The 23,425-nt window shown below is 36.1% G+C and carries 26 protein-coding genes; 5 read left to right on the top strand and 21 right to left on the bottom strand.

Features of this window, described 5'->3' with window-relative positions:
• The 7 genes from dnaB to rpsF form a co-directional block, all read right to left on the bottom strand.
• Window positions 1-1,356 (bottom strand): replicative DNA helicase, encoded by a 1,356-nt coding sequence (gene dnaB / locus M3627_RS17135; protein WP_144540259.1) that lies wholly within the window; start codon window positions 1,354-1,356, stop codon window positions 1-3.
• A gap of 12 nt (window positions 1,357-1,368) precedes the next feature.
• Entirely contained in the window at window positions 1,369-1,818 is a 450-nt protein-coding gene (rplI, locus tag M3627_RS17140; protein ID WP_169359811.1) for a 50S ribosomal protein L9, read from the bottom strand.
• Entirely contained in the window at window positions 1,815-3,791 is a 1,977-nt protein-coding gene (locus tag M3627_RS17145; protein ID WP_169359812.1) for a GGDEF domain-containing protein, read from the bottom strand. The genes rplI and M3627_RS17145 overlap by 4 nt, the downstream gene beginning before the upstream one ends.
• A 12-nt stretch (window positions 3,792-3,803) precedes the next feature.
• Complete coding sequence (locus M3627_RS17150) at window positions 3,804-4,745, bottom strand: YybS family protein (RefSeq protein ID WP_169359813.1); 942 nt, start codon at window positions 4,743-4,745, stop codon at window positions 3,804-3,806.
• 491 nt (window positions 4,746-5,236) lie between these two features.
• Complete coding sequence (gene rpsR, locus M3627_RS17155; protein ID WP_142540806.1) at window positions 5,237-5,473, bottom strand: 30S ribosomal protein S18; 237 nt, start codon at window positions 5,471-5,473, stop codon at window positions 5,237-5,239.
• Between the two features lie 46 nt (window positions 5,474-5,519).
• On the bottom strand, window positions 5,520-6,017 hold the full coding sequence (gene ssb / locus M3627_RS17160; protein ID WP_169359814.1) for a single-stranded DNA-binding protein: 498 nt from the start codon (window positions 6,015-6,017) through the stop codon (window positions 5,520-5,522).
• A gap of 43 nt (window positions 6,018-6,060) precedes the next feature.
• Window positions 6,061-6,351, bottom strand: a complete 291-nt coding sequence (gene rpsF / locus M3627_RS17165) for a 30S ribosomal protein S6 (RefSeq protein WP_169359815.1) — start codon at window positions 6,349-6,351, stop codon at window positions 6,061-6,063.
• A 160-nt stretch (window positions 6,352-6,511) separates the two neighbouring features.
• On the opposite strand from rpsF, the gene M3627_RS17170 reads away from it, so the two are divergent.
• Window positions 6,512-7,075, top strand: coding sequence for a DUF3267 domain-containing protein (locus M3627_RS17170; protein WP_169359816.1), 564 nt, complete (start codon window positions 6,512-6,514; stop codon window positions 7,073-7,075).
• Between the two features lie 20 nt (window positions 7,076-7,095).
• Here M3627_RS17170 and ychF read toward each other — a convergent pair whose 3' ends face one another.
• The 3 genes from ychF to M3627_RS17185 all read right to left on the bottom strand — a co-directional run bounded on the left by ychF (window position 7,096) and on the right by M3627_RS17185 (window position 9,347).
• On the bottom strand, window positions 7,096-8,196 hold the full coding sequence (ychF, locus tag M3627_RS17175) for a redox-regulated ATPase YchF (RefSeq protein WP_169359817.1): 1,101 nt from the start codon (window positions 8,194-8,196) through the stop codon (window positions 7,096-7,098).
• An 85-nt stretch (window positions 8,197-8,281) separates the two neighbouring features.
• Window positions 8,282-8,482: a DUF951 domain-containing protein gene (locus tag M3627_RS17180; RefSeq protein WP_169359818.1), complete on the bottom strand. Its 201-nt coding sequence runs from the start codon at window positions 8,480-8,482 to the stop codon at window positions 8,282-8,284.
• 10 nt (window positions 8,483-8,492) lie between these two features.
• Window positions 8,493-9,347 carry a mechanosensitive ion channel family protein gene (locus tag M3627_RS17185; RefSeq protein ID WP_251556723.1) on the bottom strand — a complete coding sequence of 285 codons (855 nt, stop codon included), beginning with the start codon at window positions 9,345-9,347 and terminating at the stop codon, window positions 8,493-8,495.
• A gap of 75 nt (window positions 9,348-9,422) precedes the next feature.
• Here M3627_RS17185 and yyaC point away from each other — a divergent pair, with 75 nt between their 5' ends.
• Window positions 9,423-10,010 (top strand): spore protease YyaC, encoded by a 588-nt coding sequence (yyaC, locus tag M3627_RS17190; RefSeq protein WP_169359820.1) that lies wholly within the window; start codon window positions 9,423-9,425, stop codon window positions 10,008-10,010.
• Here yyaC and M3627_RS17195 read toward each other — a convergent pair.
• From M3627_RS17195 to rpmH, 11 genes are all read right to left on the bottom strand, one after another.
• Window positions 9,975-10,673, bottom strand: coding sequence for a DUF554 domain-containing protein (locus M3627_RS17195; RefSeq protein WP_169359821.1), 699 nt, complete (start codon window positions 10,671-10,673; stop codon window positions 9,975-9,977). The two genes, yyaC and M3627_RS17195, sit on opposite strands and share 36 nt — an antisense overlap.
• Before the next feature lie 62 nt (window positions 10,674-10,735).
• Window positions 10,736-11,578, bottom strand: a complete 843-nt coding sequence (locus M3627_RS17200; protein WP_169359822.1) for a ParB/RepB/Spo0J family partition protein — start codon at window positions 11,576-11,578, stop codon at window positions 10,736-10,738.
• Window positions 11,571-12,332, bottom strand: a complete 762-nt coding sequence (locus M3627_RS17205; protein ID WP_169359841.1) for a ParA family protein — start codon at window positions 12,330-12,332, stop codon at window positions 11,571-11,573. The genes M3627_RS17200 and M3627_RS17205 overlap by 8 nt, the downstream gene beginning before the upstream one ends.
• Window positions 12,333-12,478: 146 nt before the next feature.
• Complete coding sequence (gene noc, locus M3627_RS17210; RefSeq protein WP_251556724.1) at window positions 12,479-13,348, bottom strand: nucleoid occlusion protein; 870 nt, start codon at window positions 13,346-13,348, stop codon at window positions 12,479-12,481.
• 87 nt (window positions 13,349-13,435) lie between these two features.
• Complete coding sequence (gene rsmG, locus M3627_RS17215; protein WP_169359824.1) at window positions 13,436-14,152, bottom strand: 16S rRNA (guanine(527)-N(7))-methyltransferase RsmG; 717 nt, start codon at window positions 14,150-14,152, stop codon at window positions 13,436-13,438.
• A 23-nt stretch (window positions 14,153-14,175) separates the two neighbouring features.
• The gene (mnmG, locus tag M3627_RS17220; protein ID WP_169359825.1) at window positions 14,176-16,065 is read right to left on the bottom strand and encodes a tRNA uridine-5-carboxymethylaminomethyl(34) synthesis enzyme MnmG; all 1,890 of its coding nucleotides are present in this window, start codon (window positions 16,063-16,065) and stop codon (window positions 14,176-14,178) included.
• Between the two features lie 22 nt (window positions 16,066-16,087).
• A complete protein-coding gene (gene mnmE, locus M3627_RS17225) occupies window positions 16,088-17,473 on the bottom strand; it encodes a tRNA uridine-5-carboxymethylaminomethyl(34) synthesis GTPase MnmE (protein WP_169359826.1) in 1,386 nt (461 codons plus the stop codon).
• A 240-nt stretch (window positions 17,474-17,713) separates the two neighbouring features.
• A complete protein-coding gene (jag, locus tag M3627_RS17230; protein ID WP_251556725.1) occupies window positions 17,714-18,469 on the bottom strand; it encodes an RNA-binding cell elongation regulator Jag/EloR in 756 nt (251 codons plus the stop codon).
• Window positions 18,466-19,242 carry a membrane protein insertase YidC gene (gene yidC, locus M3627_RS17235; protein WP_169359828.1) on the bottom strand — a complete coding sequence of 259 codons (777 nt, stop codon included), beginning with the start codon at window positions 19,240-19,242 and terminating at the stop codon, window positions 18,466-18,468. The genes jag and yidC overlap by 4 nt, the downstream gene beginning before the upstream one ends.
• A 72-nt stretch (window positions 19,243-19,314) precedes the next feature.
• A complete protein-coding gene (gene rnpA / locus M3627_RS17240; protein WP_251556726.1) occupies window positions 19,315-19,659 on the bottom strand; it encodes a ribonuclease P protein component in 345 nt (114 codons plus the stop codon).
• A gap of 70 nt (window positions 19,660-19,729) precedes the next feature.
• Complete coding sequence (gene rpmH / locus M3627_RS17245; RefSeq protein ID WP_144540295.1) at window positions 19,730-19,864, bottom strand: 50S ribosomal protein L34; 135 nt, start codon at window positions 19,862-19,864, stop codon at window positions 19,730-19,732.
• Between the two features lie 575 nt (window positions 19,865-20,439).
• Here rpmH and dnaA point away from each other — a divergent pair.
• The 3 genes from dnaA (at window position 20,440) to yaaA (ending at window position 23,425) form a co-directional block, all read left to right on the top strand.
• Window positions 20,440-21,783, top strand: coding sequence for a chromosomal replication initiator protein DnaA (gene dnaA / locus M3627_RS17250; RefSeq protein ID WP_169359830.1), 1,344 nt, complete (start codon window positions 20,440-20,442; stop codon window positions 21,781-21,783).
• A gap of 170 nt (window positions 21,784-21,953) precedes the next feature.
• A complete protein-coding gene (gene dnaN / locus M3627_RS17255) occupies window positions 21,954-23,090 on the top strand; it encodes a DNA polymerase III subunit beta (RefSeq protein WP_169359831.1) in 1,137 nt (378 codons plus the stop codon).
• Window positions 23,091-23,197: 107 nt separating this feature from the next.
• A complete protein-coding gene (gene yaaA / locus M3627_RS17260; RefSeq protein ID WP_169359832.1) occupies window positions 23,198-23,425 on the top strand; it encodes a S4 domain-containing protein YaaA in 228 nt (75 codons plus the stop codon).

Below are 23,425 nucleotides of genomic sequence, written 5' to 3' on the forward strand. Positions count from 1 at the left end.
TTATGCTGGAGGAGCTTGATGTTGACTCCAATCAATATTCACAAATTTATTAAATTCTTTCACAAATGCTAGAGTAACTGTACCAGTCGGACCGTTACGTTGCTTAGCAATAATAATCTCAATCATGTTCTGATTTTCTGTTTCCTTATCGTAGTAATCTTCTCGATACAGGAAGGAAACAATATCGGCATCTTGCTCAATAGAACCAGACTCACGTAAATCAGACATCATTGGTCTCTTATCTTGACGTTGCTCAACGCCACGAGAAAGCTGCGATAGAGCAATAACAGGAACTTTCAATTCACGGGCTAGCCCCTTCAATGAACGAGAAATCTCAGATACCTCTTGTTGACGGTTTGCCTGACTTCCACCGCTCCCTTGAATCAGCTGTAAGTAATCAATTAGAATCATGCCTAAGCCTGACTCCTGCTTTAATCGTCTACATTTCGCTCTTATTTCATTTACCCGGATACCCGGTGTGTCATCTATATAGATTCCTGCATTTGATAAGCTACCCATAGCCATCGTAAGCTTGCGCCAGTCTTCTGTAGTCAGCGCACCTGTTCTTAACACTTGTGCGTCAATATTACCCTCTGCGCAGAGCATACGCATAACCAACTGTTCTGCACCCATCTCTAGACTAAAGATAGCGACGTTTTCATCTGTTTTAGTTGCTACGTTTTGTGCTACGTTCAAAGCGAAAGCTGTTTTACCTACCGAAGGACGGGCAGCCACAATAATAAGGTCATTACGCTGAAATCCTGCTGTTATACGATCTAAATCTCGGAAACCAGTAGGAATACCGGTAACGTCACCTTTTCTTGTGTGTAGCTTCTCAATATTGTCATACGTCTCTACTAACACATCTTTAATGTGTTTGAAGTCACCTGCATTTTTACGATTGGCAACTTCCATCATTTTTCTTTCTGCTTCGGAAAGGAGAGCTTCGACCTCATCTTCGCGAGTAAAGCCATCCTCTACTATTGTCGTAGCCACGCGAATAAGACGACGGAGTATAGATTTTTCCTCTACTATTTTAGCGTAATGTCCGATGTTAGCTGCGGTAGGCACGGCATTTGCTATTTCACTAATATAGGAGATACCGCCGACATCTTCTAATTCCTTCTTAGAAGAAAGTTCTTCTGTGACTGTTACAACATCAATTGCTTTTCCCTGATCACTCAGACGAAGCATGGTCTGAAATATCTTTTGATGAGCTACCCGATAAAAATCCTCTGGCATGACAATCTCTGCGGCTGTTATTAATGCTTGTGGTTCTAAAAATATGGCTCCAAGAACAGATTGCTCTGCTTCTTGATTATGCGGCGGTACACGGTCCAATAATGGATCGCTCATAGAATTCTCTCCTTACGCTTCTTCAGATACGTGTACCTTCAAAGTAGCTACTACCTCTTGATGTAGTTTTACTGGTACATTTGTGTATCCTAGAGCACGAATTGCATCATCTAGTTCCATTTTACGTTTATCTATTTTAATACCGTTAGTTTTCTCTAGTTGCGCGGCAATTTGTTTCGTTGTCACTGATCCAAATAGTCGACCATCATTCCCTGATTTTGCTTTTAGTTCAACAGTTAGTTGCTCTAAAGTTTCTTTTAATTTTTTTGCTTCTGCTAGTTCTTCAGCAGCTTCTTTTTCTGATTTCTTCTTTTGTCCTTCTAGAGCACTGATAGCAGCAGAATTTGCTTCTACTGCAAGTTTATTTTTAAGTAAATAGTTATGTGCATAACCATCTGCTACATTCTTAATTTCACCTTTTTTGCCTTTACCTTTAACATCTTTTAAAAATACTACTTTCATTCTTCATTTCCTCCTTCAATTGTTTCTAATATAGCTTCATTTAATCGATTGATAGCTTCTGGAACAGTGATACCTGCTATCTGAGAGGCAGCATTTGTTAAATGGCCTCCACCATCTAATTTTTCCATGATTACTTGAACATTTACTTCTCCTAGCGACCTAGCGCTTATTGCTACGGAAGAATCACTTCTTCTACCTACTACAAAGGAAGCAGAAACATTATTCATAGCGAGCAAAATATCTGCTGTTTGGGCGAGTAATACTTGACTATAAATCGTATTCTCATCACCGTAAGCTATTGCGATCCCATCCTTTAAAAAGTGAACATTTTGCACAATTTTTGAGCGTTCAATATACGTATCTAAGTCTTCTTTTAGGAGGCGTTGTACTAATATGGTGTCTGCTCCATGCGTTCTTAAATAAGAGGCTGCCTCGAACGTTCTAGCCCCTGTACGGAGCGTAAAACTCTTCGTATCGACTATTATACCTGCTAGCATGGAAGTCGCCTCTAGCATGTTAATTTTCTCGTTTTTCGGCTGGTACTCTATAAGCTCTGTTACTAATTCTGATGTGGAGGAAGCATATGGCTCCATGTATACAAGCATCGTATTAGTGATAAACTCTTCTCCGCGACGATGATGGTCAATGACTACTACTTTCTCTGCTTTTTGTAATACCTTTTCATCTATAACCATACTTGGTTTGTGTGTATCCACTATTACTAGTAGTGTTTTCTCTGTCATTTTGTTGATCGCTTCTTCAGCACTAATGAATCGATTATATAGCTCTGGTTTTTCCTTAATTTCCTCCATTAAGCGAAGGACACTCTTGTCTAGCTCATTGAAATCAATGACAACATAACCATTTATCTTGTTCATTTCTGCCATTTTCCTTACACCAACTGCTGCACCGATGGCATCCATATCGGGGAACTTATGTCCCATCACGATTACTTGGTCACTATCCTGTATGAGGTCCTTCAATGCATGGGAGATAACTCTGGCTCTCACGCGCGTCCGCTTTTCTACGGGATTTGTTTTGCCTCCATAGAATTTTACCTTTCCATTAGGATGTTTGATGGCTACTTGATCTCCACCACGTCCTAAAACTAAATCTAAGCTGGATTGTGCAAGTGCTCCTAATTCTACTAGAGAAGTAGAACCTGCCCCTACTCCTACACTTAAAGTTAAAGAAAAACCAAATTTAGAGGTGGTTTCTCTAATATCATCTAAAATGGAGAACTTACTTTTCTCTAGTTCCATTAATATGGATTCATTAAATACAGCTAAAAAACGATCAGAGGATATTCTTTTAACGTATATACCATACTTGGCACCCCAATTATTTACACACGAGGTTACCAGGCTGTTTAACTGTCCTCTGGTTTGGTCATCCATTCCCTGTGATATCTCATCATAGTTATCGATGAATAATACACCGATAACCGTACGATCGCCATAATAGAGGGATTCCATTTCTATTTGCTCCGTAATATCAAAGAAGTATAGAAGTTTTTCCTCTGCTTTATAAAACACCTTATAGTTATGATCGTCTAAAGAGATCACCATTTCCTTAGAATCCTCTTGCTTTAGTAGCTGCTGAAAATCAGAGGATATGGAAAGCAACTCTTCCCCTATAATTGTGTCAAAGGGTAGCTGCTGTGTCATATACGGATTGGCCCATTCCACAACATGCTGATCGTTGATGAGAATAATCCCAATAGGCATTTCAAGCAAGGCTTCTTCCCCTACCTTCTTCATCCTGTAGGAAAGCGTCTCTATATGCCTTTCTGTTTCTTCATAAACACGTTGCTCGATAATCCATGCATATATGAATACGCCAATAACTAATAGCGCAAATAATAATCCAACTAACAGGTTGTCAGATAGAAGCAAATAGGATGCCACTCCACCTAAGAACATAAATAATATTAGTGGATATCGTATTGGTCGTTTTCTAAAAAAAGACGCCACTGAATCAGCTCCTTATTTCTTGTATCTGTCTTTTAAATATGCTCGCAAATTAAATCCTAAATCTAACACACCTAGGATAATAGTAAACGTATAGAGCGGAATTGCTAAGAAGGTAGCTAAAATAGCACTCCATTTTGGCCAACCCTGAATATGAAAATAATATTGAATCAGGGATACACCTTGTAAGAATAATAATGCCCTTAAAATGAATGTAGCATTTATGATAAGCATATAGCTAAAGGTACCTACCTCAAATGTTGTAACTAAGGATATAATAGCTACAACTAAATAATACCACAACACCGCTTTAGGTAATTTAAAATACATGTATTTAGGAAATTTTGGAACTGGTACTTTTAATTTCTTTAAAATAGGTAAGTTCACAGCAATATAGATAAATGCCGTTATAAACATAAGAAAAATAAAGTAAGTTGGCGTTAAAGCTTCTAGGACAATTAAAAACTGCCTAACCATCTCATCATAGGTTTCTGGTTTTTGATTAGCTGATTCCAGTAAATTACCGACTTGTTCATAGGATATTTTAATGCCCTCTAAAAATTGCTCTATTAGGTTAATATTTAATACTAAAATAGAAACTATATACTGAGCAGCTGTCATGAGTAGTACAAATATTCCTGTGGCCATTAGCATATATAGCTTTGTCTGCTTTCTTCGTAAAGAATCTCCTATTAGAAAACCAACTGGACCTACTATTAAACCAAGTGTAACACCTACTATACCTCCAATAATAAAAGTAATAATAACTGCTACAACTGTAACAAGTAAAGACTCTTTTCTTTCAAACTTGGCACTATACCAAGCTAAAGGTAAAGGCGCTATTAGGGACGTGATAATTGTTAGAATTGGAACATACACGGACATTGCTATCAAAATAGCAAATAGTGCAATCATTAAAGATCCAAACGTTAAATAGCTTGACTGATTCTTTTGCATGATCGACCTTCCTTTTTTATAATCATCTATCCATTGTAACAGATTTTGCTATACAACTAAAATTACATGTTACCACACTGATTAGGTGAAATGTACTATGGAAGGTTTTAGTAAATGATTCTTGTATAGTTTATATTATTCGAGTCAACCTCATAATTCCTTTTTATTTAGTATACGACCAAGCAATAAAAATAAAGATTTTGATATGCTTTGCTATGCACAGATACAATGAAATTTCTTTCACTAATGTCCACTTCCAACGAGTTAATCGAAAAACCAATATTATGCTAACGAGATCTTGTAATAGCTATTATGGTCTAGCTGATTCTTTCAGGTAGAATGTAGTACGTCTAAGTTCTGTTGATCCTATTTGAACCATAGGAATATGACCCGCTAATGAGCTACACATACTATAAAAGTTAAGTTATTACCGTTCTCTACATAATAAAGACAACAAAAAAAAGACCGGTTTCCCGGTCTTTCATATATACTTATCTCTCTTCAGAAGAGAATGGTAGTAAAGCCATAATACGAGATACTTTGATAGCTCGTGTTAACTTACGTTGGTACTTCGCGCTAGTTCCTGTCACACGACGTGGAAGAATTTTCCCACGTTCTGACACGAATTTTTTCAACAAATCTACATCTTTATAATCGATGTGTGTGATGTTGTTAGCAGTGAAGTAACAAACTTTACGGCGTCTTTTGCCTCCGCGACGTGGTGCCATAATAGGTTGCCTCCTTTTCGATTAAAGTAAAACGTGCGAGAAAATTTTAGAATGGTAAGTCGTCATCCGATACTTCTATCGGACCGCTACTATTTCCAAATGGATCTTCATCTACACGCGTATAGTTTTGCTGATTCATTGGTTGGTTTTGCTGATATGTTGGATTAGAATTCTGTTGTCCGCCACCATATGATTGTCCACCTTGGCTACGTTCACCAGAGCCTCCACGTGGTTCTAAGAACTGAACGCTGTCTGCGACAACATCCGTCGTATATACACGCTTACCATCTTGTCCTTCATAACTACCCGTTTGAATTCTGCCTTCTACACCTGCTAAACTTCCTTTTTTCAAGAAATTGGCTGTGTTTTCTGCTTGTTTTCTCCAAACGACACAGTTGATAAAATCAGCTTCTCTTTCACCTTGTTGATTAGAGAATGTACGATTTACAGCAAGTGTAAATCTAGCCATTGCTACTCCACTCGGTGTATATCGAAGTTCCGGATCTTTTGTTAGTCTTCCAACTAATACGACACGGTTAATCATCAGTTAATAACCTCCCTCGTTCAGCATTCATCGTCGATTGTTATTATTTATCGTCCATACGAACAGCAATGTGACGGATAATGTCTTCATTGATGTTAGCTAAACGAATGTATTCATCGATTGCTTGAGAATCAGCGTTTACTTTAACGATTTGGTAGAAACCTTCACGTAAGTCATTGATTTCGTACGCTAAGCGGCGTTTACCCCACTCTTTAGCTTCGATGATCTCAGCACCATTTGAAGTTAAGATTTCGTTGAAACGCTCAACTAGAGCTTTTTTCGCATCTTCTTCGATTGCTGGTTGGATAATGTACATTAATTCGTACTTTCTCATCTATTTACACCTCCCTATGGTCTTTGGTCGAACTGTGGTCAGCCGACAAGGAGCAAGTAATGCTATTACTCACATCGGTTTATTGTATCATACACTTTTACTTATATCAAGGATTGATTGTCTTATTTCAAATATTTGTCTATAATCGTGTAAAGGGGGAATGAGGTTGGAAAAAAACGAGTCGATTCTTTCTACTATCGAAATTGATATAAAGAAGGTAGCTTGGCATAGCCTATGGATGACTATTCTATTTTCTATATTAGGTCTAGTTTTATATGGTTTTATTTATAGAGAATATGAAATAAACATTACTCTTTTAGGTCTTTTATTAACATTCCTTGGTTTTATACTTTTAATAGTCTTACATGAAGCATTCCATCTGCTTGGCTTTTGGTTGTTCGGTAAGGTCCCGTGGAACAAAATGGACTATGGTGTGAATCTTAAATTAGGGGTTGCTTATGCAACTACCTCCCTTCCCATTTCCAATCGATCGATGAAAAAGGCATTACTGCTCCCATTTTGGATGACGGGAATATTACCTGTTATTATAGGTTACATGATCGAATCTCCCATATTAGTCTTACTAGGTGCCTGGCTTATTGCTGGTGCAGCTGGAGACTTTGCTATGTATAAAGAGTTAAGGAAAATTCCTAACGATAGTTTAATAAAAGATGATCCTACCCTTCCAATATTATATGTAATTAAAAAAGACCGGTCTGCATAATGCAAACCGGTCTTTTGATATTAAACGTTGAAACGGAACAACATAACGTCCCCGTCTTGTACAATATATTCTTTACCCTCTAAACGTACCTTACCTGCTTCTTTCGCAGCAGACATTGAACCTGCTGAAACTAAATCGTCGTAAGCAACTGTCTCAGCACGGATAAATCCTTTTTCAAAGTCGGAGTGAATGACACCCGCACATTGAGGAGCCTTCATACCCTTACGGAATGTCCAAGCACGAACTTCTTGCACTCCAGCTGTAAAGTAAGTAGCTAGTCCAAGTAAGGAATATGATGCTTTAATAAGCTGATCTAAACCAGATTCTTGAATACCTAGCTCCTCTAAGAACATTTGCTTTTCATCGTCCTCTAGAGCAGCCATCTCTTCTTCGATTTTGGCACATACAACTATGACCTGCGCACCTTCCTCTGCAGCAAATGCACGCACTTTTTGAACGTACTCATTATCTTCTGATTCCATAATGTCATCCTCAGATACATTTGCTACATAAAGCATTGGCTTGATGGTTAACAAGTGAAGGCCTTTAACAACACGAAGCTCTTCTTCTGTAAAATCTACAGAGCGACCAGACTTACCTTCTTCAAATGCTTCTTTTAAACGAGTCAATATAGGCTCTTCTACCATTGCTTCTTTATCTTTTTGTTTAGCCATCTTAGCAACTCTTGCTAAACGTTTATCTACGCTTTCTAAATCAGCTAAAATTAACTCCAAATTAATAACTTCTATATCAGAAATTGGATCTACCTTTCCAGCTACATGCGTTATATTGTCATCCTGGAAGCATCGTACAACCTGACAAATTGCATCTACCTCACGAATATGAGCAAGAAACTTATTGCCTAGGCCTTCGCCTTTACTTGCTCCTGCTACTATTCCAGCAATATCAGTAAACTCAAATGCAGTTGGCACTGTTTTCTTTGGTACTACTAATTCTGTCAGTTTATCTAAACGAGCATCCGGTACTTCAACAATCCCTACGTTAGGATCTATTGTTGCAAATGGATAGTTTGCAGCTAAAGCCCCTGCTTTTGTTATTGCATTAAATAATGTGGATTTACCTACATTTGGTAACCCAACAATTCCTGCTGTTAATGCCATATATGTCACAACCCTTCAATTTTCTTACTTAACGTATTCCCTTTAACCTGTCTATTATATTGATTTTGACAGTAAAAGTCTATCTTTACTCTGTCTCAGCTTGTACAAGCACTTTTTTCATTTTCTTCTCGAATTCTATACGTGGAATCATGACACTATGCTGACAACCTTCACATTTAATCCGTATATCTGCCCCTATGCGTATTATTTTCCAACGATTTGTTCCACAAGGATGTTGCTTCTTCATCTCTACAATATCATTTAGCTGAAATTTTTTTCTTTCCATTTACTCTCACCTACTCATTAGTTTTCGCATTACGTACGACGATTGGATACGGAATATCCACCCCAGATTGCTCTAAAAATTCTTTAAGATCTCTTCTAATTCTTCTAGCAATGTCATCCTGCATCATAGGGATCGTCTCTACTCCAATTCTAAGCACCAAATCATCTGAGGATATCTCTTGTACCCCTAAAATTTCCGGTACTTTTACAAGCTCTTCATATTTATAATTCAGATTTTCTAAAAATCCCTTTAACATATTCTCTACTGCGTCTATGTCCGACTCATATGATACTTTAATATCAATAGTAACAATGGTGTTGAACACAGAATAGTTAACGACATTAGATATTGTCCCGTTAGGTATAATATACATTTCCCCTACATAACTTCGCACCTTCGTTGTACGCAGTCCTATTTCTTCTACTATTCCTCTAAATGTTCCAATTTGGACCTCATCTCCAACTGCAAACTGGTCTTCAAATACGATAAAGAAACCTGTAATAACATCTTTAACTAGACTCTGAGCACCAAACCCTATCGCTAAGCCTATAACTCCAGCACCAGCGATTAAACCTCCAACATCAAATCCGAATTTTGATAAAACTGCTACTATCAATGTGAAGTAAACTGCATAGGTTAAAATATTTTCTAATAGCTTTATGAGCGTATTATGTCTTCTTTCCGAATATCTCAACGGGCCCTTTAATCTAACTGCGAAAACTCGGCGAATAATTGACTTACCTATTTTTATAACAGTAGCTGCCAAAAGAAAAAGAAAGATAATTTCAATAAACGATTTTCCTAATTCTATCCAATCTACTTCATTTAATATGTATGCTTCCAACTCTTTATATGTTGCATTCATTGCATCCCCACCCTCATTGAATAAATATTTTCTACCATGCATATACTAACTTTAAAAAAGAAAGCGAGTTTATATATGAATAAAATTAATGCTGCGCCTCAAGCTTCCACTATCTATTATAAAGAAACAGGAGTTATTTGGCGATTAAGCAACCACTTTTTAGAATATATACCTTTTGATCATCAAAACCTTGTTTTTTGTTGCATAGGGACAGACCGTTCAACTGGAGATGCCTTAGGTCCAATGACTGGGTCATTTTTAACACAGCTTAACTCTTTTCCTTTTGAAATCGTTGGAACATTGGACAGCCCACTCCATGCGTTGAATTTAGAGGAGACTACTAATACGCTCTACAGTTCTTCTCAAAAACCATTTGTTGTGGCCATTGATGCCTGCTTAGGGAATGCTAATAACATTGGAGAAATTATTATTCATCCAGGTCCTCTTTTTCCTGGAAAAGCTGTAAAAAAAGATTTACCACCTATTGGTGAAATTTCAATCAAAGCAATTGTTAATATCGGTGGCTATATGGAATATAATGTATTGCAAAGTACTCGATTAAATCTTACTTTTGAAATGGGAAAGGTCATTTCTCGATCTCTACTTCTTGCATGGCATAGATATAACTTAAAAAATAAAAGCCACTACAATACCTACAAATAATAAAGATGGTAATAGGTTTGCTACTCTAATTTTAGTTAATCCTATTAAATTCATTCCAATACCAATAATCATAATTCCTCCAGCGGCTGTCATTTCCTGAAGAAACAAATCAAGTGCAGCTTCTGGTACCAATCTTGTAATTTGTGTAGCAAGCAATGCTATTGTTCCTTGGTAAATTGCAACCGGAAAAGCTGAAAAAACAACACCTATCCCTAATGTTGCGGAGAGAATAATAGCAGTAAAGCCGTCGATGATTCCCTTGCTGATTAATAATTCATGATCATTTTGAAGACCGCTATTTAAAGCTCCTAAAATACCCATTGCGCCTATTACAAATATAAGTGTGCTTGTAACAAAACCTTGGGCAATACTATCTGTTTGTTTTTTTGAACCAAACTTTTTTTCAATAGACTGCCCTAACCTGTTAATCCATTTGTCTATATCTATCCACTCACCTACTACCGCACCAAGCACAATGCAGATAATGATAATAACAAAATTACTACTTTCTAATCCCATTTGTATACCCATTACCATTACTACTATTCCTATAGCATACATTACCGTTTGTTTCATATTTTCAGGGATGTCCTTTAAAAGTCGTCCGATTAATGTCCCTGCTATGATCAGTATTGCATTGACCAATGTACCAAATAACACCATATCCTATCCTCTTCTCCTAAAAATATAACCTATCTCTAGGTTGTCCTAGAAATAGGTCACGTCTAATCCTCTAATAATTTTAAAATTCTTTCCAAGTCATCCTTCGAGTAAAACTCTATCTCGATTTTTCCTTTTTCTTTTTCATTGTTTTTAGTTATTTTTACAGCTGTCCCGAAAAGTTCTCTTAATTCCGATTCTTTTTCTAAAGTAAAAATATCTTTATCTATTTTTTTTGTTTCACGTGGAACATTTTCATTTAAACGTTGAACTAAGGCTTCTAACTGCCTTACATTTAGATTTTCTTTAATTGTTTTTTGCATAATGAGAGGGATAGATTTTTTCTTCTTTAAACCTAATAATGCCTTCCCATGCCCCATGGATAATTTCCCTTCAGAGACAGCATTTCTAACAACATCAGGGAGTGTAAGTAAGCGAAGATGGTTTGCTATATGAGGTCTACTTTTCCCCAGTCTGAACGCTAATTGTTCTTGGGTAAGGCCAAGAGTCTCCATCAGATTTTGGTAAGCCTCTGCTTCTTCAATGGGTGTTAAATCTTCTCGTTGTAGATTTTCTAAGATAGCAAGTTCCATCATTTGTTGATCATTTAACTCGCGTACTACAGCAGGAATTGCATCTAAATGAGCCTTTTTAGAAGCTCTAAATCTACGCTCTCCTACAACAATTTCAAACTTAGAACCTTTTTTTCGAACGATGATAGGTTGTAGTACTCCGTGCTCTTTTATAGATTCCGATAACTCTTGTAATGCCTCATCGTCAAATATTTTCCTTGGTTGATAAGGATTAGGCTTAATATCAACAATACTAATCTGTTCTACTTTTTCTTCTGGCATTGTATCTTCTCCAGGAAAAAGAGCATTAATCCCCTTTCCAAGTCCTTTAGCCATGACGAATCACTTCCTTCGCAAGTTCTAAATATACTTCCGCTCCTCGAGATTTTGGATCATAAATAATTATAGGCTCTCCGTGACTAGGTGCTTCACTTAAACGAACATTCCTTGGAATAATAGATTTATATACTTTGTCTTGGAAATATTTTTTAACTTCTTCAATTACCTGAATGCCAAGATTTGTTCTGGCATCAAACATTGTTAATAACACGCCGTCAATTGCTAACGTTTTGTTTAAGTGTTTTTGCACCAATCGAATCGTACTCAGTAACTGGCTTAACCCTTCCAAAGCATAAAATTCACATTGAACTGGGATAATAATAGCATCAGCAGCAGTAAGAGAATTGATGGTTAAGAGACCAAGTGAAGGAGGACAATCTATAATAATATACTCATAATCAGCTTGCACTTCCTGCAAAGCTTTTTTAAGTCGTACCTCTCTTGAAATGGTAGATACTAGTTCAATTTCTGCACCTGCTAAAGAAATGGTTGCAGGAACTATATGTAAATTTTCCACTTTCGTTTCTAAAATTGTCTCTTTTACACTAACATCATCTATTAACACATCATAAATACATTGATTCACATCGCCTTTGTTGACACCAACGCCACTAGAAGCATTTCCCTGGGGATCAATATCTACCAGTAAAACCTTCTTTCCTAAGTATGCAAGACAGGCACTTAAGTTAACGGATGTAGTAGTTTTACCTACACCACCTTTTTGGTTGGCTATTGCAATAATTCTTCCCACTCTTGCACCTACTTTCATCAAAATAAAAAACCACTCTCTTCCATTCTATCAAATTTTACAGAAAAATGAATGTTATTATTGTTACAAAAGAAAAACTCTCACAAAATAGTGAGAGTTTCATATATTTTATATATTATAATATCTATTTATGATTTCTTTTTAGGTATTCTTACTGTAATTTGATAAAAATCTTCGGTGTCTTCTTCTTCGGTTTTTAAATTAATTCCGCTTTTAGTAACCATACTAAGAGATTGCTTGATCGTATTTAAAGCAATTCGTACATCTTTACTAATCGCTTTTCTTTTAGGCTTTGGAGCTTTTTCCTCTTTAACAGGAGGATTTACTATATCATTAACTTTTTCTTCGAGCTGCTTTACATTCCAATGATTATCAATGGATTCAACCATAAGCTTGATTTGTATTTCTTCATCCTTTATTTGCATAAGAGATCTTGCATGACGTTCCGACAATCTCTTATCCATAATTGCTTGTTGAATTTCTTCTGGTAGTTTCAGCAAACGTAACTTATTAGCTACAGTCGATTGGCCCTTACCTAATCTTTGAGCGAGCGCTTCTTGTGTTAGCTCATGCAGCTTAAGTAATTTTTGATATGCTACTGCCTCTTCAATGGCAGTCAGCTCTTCTCGTTGAAGATTTTCTATCAATGCAATTGATGCTGTTTCCTTATCACTTAAGTTACGAACTATAGCAGGTACTTCTGTCCACTTAAGCTTTGTCATCGCCCTGAAGCGACGTTCCCCCGCTATTATTTCATACTTATCGTCATCCATTTTACGAATGACGATTGGTTGAATTACACCATGTGTATGAATAGTTCTAGCAAGTTCTTCTATTTTTGCATCATCAAAAACGGTCCTAGGCTGGTACCTATTAGGAACTATTTTTTCTATGGCTACCTGTACTACTTCTTCATTATTAGTCTGAGTAGCCTCAACGACTGGATCTTGTCCTTGCTTATCAGAACCTCCGAAAAATCGTGAGAAAGGACTTTTCATCTAACTAGCACCACCTTTTAGATACTCTTTACTTATGTTCACGACACAGAAAATAATATAATAATGTTTCACGTGGAACGTTCCTCATTAAATAATAGGTGTTTTGTTTGGTATACCTGGCTTTCGAGGGTATCTTTTCGGTGTGCTTTTAATTTTAGAAAAGACATATAACGTTCTCTCACTATTTTCTATCGGTAATAGAAAAGAATACTCCGCACTTTTTTCAGAGCCTAATACCTCAATAGCTTTTTGTGCATCTTTTAATTCATCTAGTGCACTTGCTGCTTTCATAGCTATAAACTTCCCACCGACTTTCACAAGTGGAATACATAGCTCTGACAGTACAGAGAGTCTTGCTACTGCTCGTGCAGTAACAAGATCAAACTGTTCTCTATATTCTTTATTTTGTCCAAATTCCTCAGCACGCGCATGAACAAAATTAACATTTTTTAAATTTAGCTCCTTGCTTAAATGAGTCAAAAATTGAATTCTTTTATTTAAAGAATCAACGATTGTTACATTAAGGTTTGGAAAACAAATTTTTAATGGAATACTTGGAAACCCTGCCCCTGCTCCTACATCACAAACAGAAAGGGAACCATTAAAATCCTCATAGAAAGAAGCACTGATAGAATCTAAGAAATGTTTTAAGTAAACAGATGGTTCATCTGTAATGGCTGTTAAATTCATTTTCTCGTTCCATTCCACAAGTAACTCATAATATTTTCTGAATTGCTCTAATTGGAAATCTGTTAGTTCAATTCCTTTTTCATAGAGGGCATTTTTAAATTGTTCTTCGTTCATTTTGTTCTCCTCATTGTCTTAGACTAACCAGTGATTTTAGCTATCTTACCTTGTTCAATATATATTAGAAGGATAGAAATATCTGCTGGGTTTACTCCTGAAATACGAGATGCTTGTGCAATAGATAATGGTCTTACTTGCATTAGTTTTTGTTTTGCTTCTGTTGCAAGTCCGGAGATTGCATTGTAATCAATTTGATCAGGGATCTTTTTGTTTTCCATTTTTTTCAACTTATCAACTTGTTGTAGAGATTTATCTATATAGCCTTCATACTTAACTTGAATCTCAATTTGTTCTTTTTCTTCTTCACTTAACTGAACTTCTCCTGGAACTAGTTGGGCTACTAAGTCGTAGTTCATTTCTGTTCTTTTAAGAAGATCTGAAGCACGAATTCCATCTTTTAACTCGCTACCGCCTGCATTACGAACAACCTCTTGAGTTTCCTCATTCGGTTTGATAATAATGGAGCGTAAGCGACGAAGCTCGTCTTCTATTCTTTTCTTTTTCTCTAAAAACTTATTATACCGTTCTTCTGGCACTAAGCCAATATTATATCCAATTTCTAACAATCTTAAATCAGCATTATCATGACGAAGCAGTAAACGATATTCAGCTCTGGAAGTAAGCAAACGATATGGCTCGTTAGTTCCTTTTGTAACTAAATCATCAATTAAGACACCAATATACGCATCTGATCGGCTCAACACTTTTTCTTCTTTATTTAATACTCTAAGAGCTGCGTTAATTCCTGCCATTAGTCCTTGAGCTGCAGCTTCTTCATAACCAGAAGTTCCGTTAATTTGTCCAGCTGTATATAAGTTTTTAACTTTTTTTGTTTCTAGCGTAGGCCATAGCTGTGTTGGAACCATTGCATCATATTCAATCGCATAGCCTGCTCGCATCATTTCCGCATTTTCTAATCCTGGGATAGAAGCTAACAGTTTACGTTGTACATGCTCTGGAAGACTCGTTGATAACCCCTGTACATAAACTTCTCTTGTGTTACGACCCTCTGGCTCTAAGAAGATTTGATGACGTGGCTTATCATTAAATCTAACAATTTTATCTTCAATAGACGGACAGTATCTTGGACCCGTTCCTTTTATCATACCAGAATACATTGGCGATAAATGTAAATTATCATTGATAATTTGGTGTGTTTCAGAACTTGTATATGTTAACCAGCAAGGTAATTGATCCATAATAAATTCTGTTGTTTCAAAACTAAATGCTCGAGGAACATCGTCGCCTGGCTGAATTTCTGTTTTACTATAGTCTACCGTTTTACTGTTTACACGAGGTGGAGTACCTGTCTTAAATCTAACTAGGTCGAATCCTAAATTACGGATACTATCAGCTAGCTTAATGGATGGTTGTTGGTTATTGGGACCACTAGAATATTTAAGGTCTCCTATAATAATCTCACCACGTAAAAATGTACCTGTAGTAATAACTACTGTTTCTGCTCGATAAACTGCCCCTACTTGGGTTACTAAGCCAACAATTTTATCATCTTCAACTAATAGTTCTTCTACTACTGCTTGATGAACTGTAAGGTTTGCTTGTTCCTCTATAAGACGTTTCATTTCATTTTGGTATAGAACCTTGTCCGCTTGTGCTCGAAGTGCACGTACTGCTGGTCCTTTTCCTGTATTCAACATTCTCATTTGAATGTGAGTTTTATCTATAACTTTACCCATGGCTCCACCTAAGGCGTCAATTTCACGCACTACGATTCCTTTTGCAGGGCCTCCGATGGACGGATTACATGGCATAAATGCAATCATATCTAGATTGATTGTTAAAACAAGCGTTTTAGCACCCATTTTAGCAGAGGCTAATGCGGCTTCAACACCCGCATGCCCTGCTCCTACAACAATCACATCGAACTTGCCTGCTTCAAAGTTTGGCATGTTCGTAACTTCCTCTCGTTTTTTATTTTCCTAAACAGAATTGAGCAAATAACTGGTCAATCAGGCTTTCTTCGACTGTATCGCCAATTATTTCTCCTAATATTTCCCACGTTCTAGTAACATCTATTTGAATCATATCGACTGGCACGTGATTATGTGCTGCTTCAATGGCATCAGTAATTGTAGATTTAGCAAGATTTAATAAAGCGATATGACGGGCATTAGAAACATAGGTAATGTCTGACACTTCAATGTTTCCTTCAAAGAACAAGGACGCTATAGAGTCTTCTAGCTCGTCAATTCCCTCTTCTTTTAATAAGGAAGTAGAAACAATACGCTTATCAGTAGCAAGACGTTGTACCTCATCGTAATCTAACTTGGTTGGAAGATCCGTTTTGTTAACGATAACGATATAATCCATTCCTTTAATAGTCTCGAATAACCTTCTATCTTCTTCAGCTAGCTCTTCTGAATTATTCAACACAAGTAAAATTAAATCTGCCTCTTTTAGAACTTGGCGTGATTTCTCTACTCCAATGCGTTCGACTATATCTTCAGTTTCACGGATTCCAGCAGTGTCTACTAATTTTAAAGGGACACCACGTACATTTACATATTCTTCTATAATATCCCTCGTAGTTCCTGCTATCTCCGTAACAATTGCTTTGTTTTCTTGAATTAAGCTATTTAAAAGTGATGATTTCCCTACATTTGGTCTTCCGACAATTGCTGTCGACAGCCCTTCGCGAAGAATTTTACCTTGAGATGAAGTAATTAACAGCTTTTCAATTTCTTCTTTTACCCAAGTCCCTTTTTCAATCATCATAGGTAACGTCATCTCTTCAACGTCATCATACTCTGGATAATCAATATTTACCTCTACCTGAGCTAAAGTTTCAAGGAGTGCTTGCCTTAAGGTTTTGATGAGACGTGATAAACGTCCATCCATTTGACCTAAAGCTACATTCATTGCTTTATCCGTTTTGGCTCTGATTAAATCCATTACCGCTTCAGCCTGCGACAAGTCTATTCTTCCATTTAAAAAAGCACGTTTTGTAAACTCACCAGGTTCTGCAAGCCGTGCACCATTTATAAGTATTAACTGAAGAACTCTATTTACTGTGACTAGTCCTCCATGACAATTTATCTCTACTACGTCTTCTCTCGTAAAAGTTTTTGGACCCTTCATAAGAGATAACATAACTTCCTCTACTACTTCATTCGTCTTTGGATCCACGAGATGTCCATAATGAATAGTATGAGAAGATTGTTCACTAAGATTTTTTCCATTTGGAGACTGAAAAACTTTATTGGCAATTGAAATTGCCTCTGCTCCACTAAGTCTTACAATGGCAATGGCTCCTTCTCCTAATGGAGTGGAAATTGCAGCTATTGTATCAAATTCCAAAAGTGTACACCTCCTTGCACCTTCAGTTATCCACATGTGAATAACTGAAAAGAACATGACTATCTAACATATAACAATAACATATTTTGTCCTAAATCAGAAGTATAGATACTTTTTATTATGTGAACAAAAAAAGAATCCTACTGATGGCTTATGGCTCATCTTCGGAAATCTTCTTAAGCGGATTAATAACAGAAGAAAACGGATTCCAGCTTATTTTCAAGCTAAAATCCGTTTTACTTATTTTATTGATTCAATCACTAAATATCTATTTGGTTCATTACCGACTGAGTAAGTTTCAATGTCTACTCTTAGGGATAAAGCATTATGAATAATCTTTCTCTCAGAAGAAGACATCGGTTCTAATTCTATCGGTTGACCAGTACGCACTGCTTTGTCAGCCATACGTTCTGCTAACTGTTCTAATGCTTCTTGTCTTCTTTCACGGTAGTTACCAACGTCCAACCTAATAAGGATAAAGGAATTTGAGAATTTGTTTGCAACTAATTGAGATAGGTTTTCCAGTGCATTTAATGTTTGGCCTCTTTTTCCTATTAATAAGGCAGCCTTTTCACTGTTTAAATGAAGATAAATGTACTTACCCTCTCTTGTTTCATTAATTACTAAATCGTCAATATCCAATTCCTTAGCGATTGTTTCAAGATATAGTTTTGTTTCAGCTATCGCTTGATCATTATTTGGTGCTTCAGTGACTTCTATAGTTTCTTTTACTTCTTCTAATGTAGAGGTATTATCTAAAACCGGCTGTTCGATTACTTCCTCTACTATTTTTTCTTCCAAGACCTGATCGACTGGGTTTTCCTTTTTTAAAACAGTTACTTCAACAACTGCAGGCTTAGATAAAAATCCAAAAAAGCCTTTTTTCCCTTCTTCCACTACGGTAATTGACACATCTTCTCTCGATACTTCAAGTTTTTTAAGTGCAACGTTTATAGCTTCCTCTTTTGTAGGTGCAGTCTGTGTAATCTGCTTCATTTTTTGGCCCCTCCCGTTTTTGCCTTAACAGGTACTTGTTTTTCTCTTTTCCAAGGTTTATAAATGAATAAGTTTTGAATGATAGATATAATATTTCCGATTACCCAATACAATGTTAATGCAGCAGGTAATACAATACCAAATCCCATGATCATGAACGGCATGATATACATCATGATTTTCATTTGAGGGTTGTCCATTGCTGGGCCAGTTCTCAATACGATTAATTGCATGATTCCGGCTAAGACAGCTAGGATAATACTTGGCTCTGCCAATGCAAAACCTAAGAAATCGCCTAGATTGATCTCTGGTGTATTATTCATACGACTAATTGCATGATAGAAACCGATTAGTATTGGCATCTGAATAAAAATAGGAAGACATCCAGCTGCTGGATTAATATTTCTATCTTTATATAAAGCCATCATTTCTTGTTGGAATTTTTGCTGTGTTACAGCATCCTTGGAGCTATATTTTTCTTTTAGCTTTAACATCTCTGGTTGTACTTCTTGCATTGCCTTAGAGTTTTTAGTTTGTTTAATCATTAACGGTAAAATTACTAAACGAATTATAATCGTTACTGCAATGATCCCGAGACCATATGTCCCTAATAGCTCTTGGAAAAATGTAATAGCGGAAACTAATGGCCAAACAATGTATTCATTCCAAAAACCTTCGGAAGTATTATAAATTGGTTCATTGAATTCCGTACATCCAGCTAGTAAAGCTGTCATTACTATTAATAATAATAGTAAAGGTAATTTTCTCTTCAACCTTCTTCCCCCTATTAAAATACATTCATCTTTCATCTATCCTTATCTTAACATCTCATCCAAAAGACTTCACTAGCTTTTCTTCTTTAAAACTTTGGCTACTTTCAAAACATGCTCTAAGTTCTTTTTTGTCTCATGAAAGTCAAGCTTGGCCGCCGAATTTCTGGCGATAATAATATAATCTTTGTTTCCTGCCACTGAATCATTCAACTCTAAAAAGGATTGACGAATGTATCTTTTAATACGATTACGAACCACTGCATTGCCAACTTTCTTACTTACAGATAATCCTATTCGAAAATAATCGTATTCATTCTCCAATGTATAAACTACAAACTGTCTGTTGGCGAATGATTTCCCTTTTTTAAAGATCTTTTGAAATTCAGCATTCTTTTTTATGCGTTGTTTCTTATTCATCTAGTCACCTGCTCCAACTAATCGGTTTGAAAGAAAAAAAAGACCACTGAATTGGTCAGTGGACTTATAATTATGCTGATAATACTTTTCTTCCTTTAGCACGACGGGCTGCTATTACGCGGCGACCGTTTTTTGTACTCATACGTGCGCGGAAACCGTGATTTTTTGCTCTTTTACGGCTATTTGGTTGGAATGTACGTTTCATCTATATGACACCTCCTGAGTGATCATCTTAAAATGTTCCTTAGACAGTCTCCGATATTATATAAAAACTACACTGTATTTGTCAATCTTTATTTAAGTCCATGTCTTGCTGCTTCTGTTTTCTTCTTGCCCACTCTTATCCACATACTAAGATATCTTTTCCCACTTACCTGTGAATAACAATTTTCGACAAAAAAATATCCACATAGCTTATGAACATGTTTTTAACATATCCCTTTGCTGTGGACAACCTTAACTGTTAATTAATTTAATATTGTGGATAACCTTAAAGTATCTTGTAATTGCAACGTTTTTTTGATACGATATCTGTGTTTTACTTTTTCAAACGAAATATGTTATTTTTTATTATCCACAGTTGTTAGTAATCTGTGGATAATATTTTCCCCATACGTTTATAAAGTTTATCCACAGGACGTGGATTTGTGTATATAACTATAATTTATACATATAAAATAGAAAGCTGAATGATTATTCTCTTTTTGTAAAACAGTCTTATTACTAAAAGGTAGGAGAAACGGATTTCCTATCAATCTTATAGAAAAGGAGATTATGTTATTGGAACACTTTGAAGAACTTTGGGCTAAAGTTCTCTCTGAAGTAGAAAAGAAAACATCGAAACCAAGCTTCGAAACCTGGTTAAAATCAACAAAGATGCTTTCTTATAAGGGAGACACTGTAACCATAGCTGCGCCCAATTCCTTTGCTAGGGATTGGCTTGAAAATCACTATGTTCATTTAATTGCTGGGATTCTTACAGAACTTACTGGCAATGAATTATTAATTTCTTTTGTAGTACCTAAGGGTCAGGACTTTGATGACTTTGAAATACCAAAGCCAAAAACACCGGTTACTCCAGATGATCAGCCAGACTTTTCTCCTGGAATGCTTAACTCAAAAAATACATTTGATACTTTTGTCATTGGTTCTGGTAACCGTTTTGCCCATGCTGCCTCTTTAGCTGTAGCAGAAGCACCTGCAAAAGCATATAATCCTCTTTTCATATACGGAGGAGTTGGATTAGGAAAAACCCACTTAATGCACGCGATTGGACACTATGTTCAAGAACACAATCCGAATGCAAAAGTGGTTTATTTATCTTCTGAAAAATTCACGAACGAATTTATTAATTCTATTCGCGACAACAAAGCAGTAGACTTCCGAAATAAGTATCGAAATGTAGATGTTCTCTTAATAGATGATATTCAGTTCCTTGCCGGAAAAGAATCAACTCAAGAAGAATTTTTTCATACTTTTAATGCTTTACATGAAGAATCTAAACAAATTGTTATCTCCAGTGACAGACCACCTAAGGAGATTCCCACGTTAGAGGATCGTTTACGCTCCCGTTTTGAATGGGGCTTGATAACAGATATAGCACCACCTGATTTAGAAACAAGAATTGCTATTTTACGTAAAAAAGCACGCGCAGACGGTTTGGATATTTCTGATGAAGTTATGGCCTATATCGCAAATCAAATTGACTCGAATATAAGAGAGCTGGAAGGTGCACTTATTCGCGTAGTGGCCTATTCCTCGCTTGTTAATAAAGATATTAATATAGACTTAGCTGCTGAGGCATTAAAAGATATTCTTCCAAATGCACGTCCAAGAATTATTACGATCTTAGATATCCAAAAGGTTGTAGGAGAGCATTTTCATATAAGATTAGAAGATTTTACTGCGAAAAAACGTACCAAATCTATCGCATTCCCTCGTCAGGTAGCTATGTTTCTTTCCCGTGAGCTAACTGATTTCTCATTGCCTAAGATTGGCGAAGAGTTTGGTGGACGTGATCATACTACAGTAATTCATGCACACGATAAAATAGCTACGATGCTAAAAACAGATATGAACCTGCAGGATGATATTAAGCAAATAAAATCTATCCTCGGTAGATAATTAGATTGTGGATAAGTTCCTATTTTAGGTCCATACTTAAACACAAGTTATACACATGGGGATATGTGGCGAAATATAGCGAAATATGCACTTATCAACATATCCACAAGCCCTATTACTATATCTATTAATCTTTTAATAAATAATAAATATATAAGTGAGGTACTAAAATGAAATTTGAAGTAATGAGAGATAGTCTATTAAATGGACTAAATGATGTAATGAAAGCCGTAAGTTCTAAAACAACAATTCCTATATTGACTGGATTAAAATTAGAAGTAACAAAAGAAGGTTTGTATTTGACTGGTAGTGATTCAGATATTACAATCCAAACATTTATACCAGTTGAAAAAAATGGAGAACAAATTATAAAGATCGTAGAACCAGGATCAATAGTTGTCCAAGCAAGAATGTTTAGTGAGATTGTTCGTAAATTACCTACTAACGATGTAGAAATTGAAGTTACAAACCAATTCCACACACATATCCGTTCAGGTAAATCAGAATTCAACTTAATAGGCATTGATGCTAGTGAATATCCTTTGTTACCTCAACTTGAAGAAGATCGACAATTCTATATTCCTTCTGACTTGTTGAAATCTATTATTAAAGAAACAGTATTTGCTGTTTCTACATCAGAAAGCAGACCAGTATTAACTGGAGTGAATTGGCAGGTTATTGATGGGGAGCTCCACTGTGTAGCTACAGATAGCCATCGTCTAGCAAAAAGAAAAACAGCATTAAAAGATTTACCTGAAGAAAAATATAGCGTAGTAATTCCAGGAAAAAGCTTAAATGAATTAAATAAGATTCTAGAAGAAACTTCTTCCGAAGTAGCTATAGTTATGACTCAGCAGCAGATATTATTCAAAACCGAGGATGTATTATTTTACTCTAGATTGTTAGAAGGAAATTACCCTGACACATCTAGACTGATCCCAAGCGAATATAAAACAACTATTGTTGTTAACGGTAAATCTTTATTGCAAGCAATAGATCGTGCTTCCTTATTGGCACGAGAAGAAAGAAATAATGTTGTTCGTTTTTCAACTCTAGATTTAAATTCCTTAGAAGTTTCCTCCAACTCTCCTGAAATCGGAAAAGTAGAAGAACAAATTCTAGCGGAAACGATAGAAGGCGAAGAGCTTAAGATTTCTTTCAGTGCTAAATACATGATGGATGCACTAAAGGCGATTGATGGACAAGATGTAAAAATTCTTTTTGCAGGGACAATGAGACCGTTTGTTTTAAAATCTGTACATGACGATTCAATCTTGCAATTAATCCTTCCAGTAAGAACTTACTAAACAGCATAAACAAGAGATAGTCACCAATAGTGGCTATCTTTTTTACTTATTTGCTTTATTAGGGTAAAATGGAGGGATAAACAAAATGAGAAGAGGTTGAATAATTAGTGGAAGAGATTCGTTTTGATTCGGAATTTATTACCTTAGGTCAATTACTTAAGATGACAGACGCAATAAGTTCAGGTGGAATGGCTAAATGGTTTTTGAGCGAAAATCCCGTATATATAAACGGAGAAGCAGATCAACGAAGAGGTAGAAAAATAAGAAACAAAGATGTAGTGAATATTCCAGGAGTAGGAAAATTTCTAATGATTGGACCTGAGAACGGAGAGTAA

The sequence above is a fragment of the Psychrobacillus sp. MER TA 171 genome (assembly GCF_023713305.1).
Taxonomy (GTDB): domain Bacteria; phylum Bacillota; class Bacilli; order Bacillales_A; family Planococcaceae; genus Psychrobacillus.

Excerpts from the sequence above, each read along its gene's own strand:
- M3627_RS17180 (WP_169359818.1), bottom strand. The coding sequence starts at position 8,482 with ATGGAAAGAAAAAAATTTCAGCTAAATGATATTGTAGAGATGAAGAAG.
- yyaC (WP_169359820.1), top strand. The coding sequence starts at position 9,423 with ATGAATAAAATTAATGCTGCGCCTCAAGCTTCCACTATCTATTATAAA.
- rpmH (WP_144540295.1), bottom strand. The coding sequence starts at position 19,864 with ATGAAACGTACATTCCAACCAAATAGCCGTAAAAGAGCAAAAAATCAC.
- rplI (WP_169359811.1), bottom strand. The coding sequence starts at position 1,818 with ATGAAAGTAGTATTTTTAAAAGATGTTAAAGGTAAAGGCAAAAAAGGT.
- ychF (WP_169359817.1), bottom strand. The coding sequence starts at position 8,196 with ATGGCATTAACAGCAGGAATTGTTGGGTTACCAAATGTAGGTAAATCC.
- rpsF (WP_169359815.1), bottom strand. The coding sequence starts at position 6,351 with ATGAGAAAGTACGAATTAATGTACATTATCCAACCAGCAATCGAAGAA.
- rpsR (WP_142540806.1), bottom strand. The coding sequence starts at position 5,473 with ATGGCACCACGTCGCGGAGGCAAAAGACGCCGTAAAGTTTGTTACTTC.
- ssb (WP_169359814.1), bottom strand. The coding sequence starts at position 6,017 with ATGATTAACCGTGTCGTATTAGTTGGAAGACTAACAAAAGATCCGGAA.
- dnaN (WP_169359831.1), top strand. The coding sequence starts at position 21,954 with ATGAAATTTGAAGTAATGAGAGATAGTCTATTAAATGGACTAAATGAT.
- noc (WP_251556724.1), bottom strand. The coding sequence starts at position 13,348 with ATGAAAAGTCCTTTCTCACGATTTTTCGGAGGTTCTGATAAGCAAGGA.
- jag (WP_251556725.1), bottom strand. The coding sequence starts at position 18,469 with ATGAAGCAGATTACACAGACTGCACCTACAAAAGAGGAAGCTATAAAC.
- mnmG (WP_169359825.1), bottom strand. The coding sequence starts at position 16,065 with ATGCCAAACTTTGAAGCAGGCAAGTTCGATGTGATTGTTGTAGGAGCA.
- dnaB (WP_144540259.1), bottom strand. The coding sequence starts at position 1,356 with ATGAGCGATCCATTATTGGACCGTGTACCGCCGCATAATCAAGAAGCA.
- M3627_RS17150 (WP_169359813.1), bottom strand. The coding sequence starts at position 4,745 with ATGCAAAAGAATCAGTCAAGCTATTTAACGTTTGGATCTTTAATGATT.
- rnpA (WP_251556726.1), bottom strand. The coding sequence starts at position 19,659 with ATGAATAAGAAACAACGCATAAAAAAGAATGCTGAATTTCAAAAGATC.
- M3627_RS17195 (WP_169359821.1), bottom strand. The coding sequence starts at position 10,673 with ATGGTGTTATTTGGTACATTGGTCAATGCAATACTGATCATAGCAGGG.
- M3627_RS17185 (WP_251556723.1), bottom strand. The coding sequence starts at position 9,347 with ATGAATGCAACATATAAAGAGTTGGAAGCATACATATTAAATGAAGTA.
- rsmG (WP_169359824.1), bottom strand. The coding sequence starts at position 14,152 with ATGAACGAAGAACAATTTAAAAATGCCCTCTATGAAAAAGGAATTGAA.
- M3627_RS17170 (WP_169359816.1), top strand. The coding sequence starts at position 6,512 with ATGAGGTTGGAAAAAAACGAGTCGATTCTTTCTACTATCGAAATTGAT.
- M3627_RS17200 (WP_169359822.1), bottom strand. The coding sequence starts at position 11,578 with ATGGCTAAAGGACTTGGAAAGGGGATTAATGCTCTTTTTCCTGGAGAA.